The organism is Achromobacter sp. DH1f, assembly GCF_000633435.1.
Classification (GTDB): Bacteria; Pseudomonadota; Gammaproteobacteria; order Burkholderiales; family Burkholderiaceae_B; genus Achromobacter; species Achromobacter deleyi.
In genome coordinates, this window is the sequence record NZ_AYMF01000065.1 from 1 (window position 1) to 558 (window position 558).

The 558-nt window shown below is 68.1% G+C and carries 1 protein-coding gene; it reads right to left on the reverse strand.

Annotation, left to right across the window (positions count from 1 at the left end; all coding sequences use genetic code 11):
• Positions 1–26: 26 nt before the first annotated feature.
• A partial coding sequence (locus U858_RS0132805; protein WP_025141317.1) for an ABC transporter substrate-binding protein occupies positions 27–558 on the reverse strand: 532 nt, incomplete at its 5' end.

Sequence of the window (558 nt, forward strand, 5' to 3'; positions counted from 1 at the left end):
GGGCCGCCGCGGCGGCCCGCCCGCCATCACTTCATGTGCACGGTCCACAGGCGCGCCTTGTTGTCGGGCATCTGCAGCACGTCGCCCACATTGGCGCCCACGGCCCAGGCCATGGGCTGCTGATGCAGCGGCAGGAAACGCACGTCGTCGTGCAGGGTCTGCAGGATGTCGGCCATCATCTGCACGCGCTTGGGCCGGTCCATTTCGGCGGCCGCGGCTTCGATGCGCGCGTCCAGCGCGGCATCGCCCCACTGGCCCCAGTTGAAGACGCCGTTGGGACCGGTGCGGCTGTGGATCACCTGCAGCAAGAGCGACAGCGCGTCGATCTGCGGCTCGTTGGCCCAGCCGTGGATGGTGATGTCGAATTCGCCGCGCGAACGCTTGGGGTTCTGCAACGACCGCGGGCCGCTGGCCAGCGTGGCCTTCACGCCGATCCGCGCCCACATCGAGGCGGCGGCCTGGCAGAGTTCTTCTTCGTTGACGAACATGTCGTTCGAGCACAGCAGCGACAACGAAAAGCCGTCGGGGTAGCCGGCATCGGCCAGCAGCTTCTTGGCG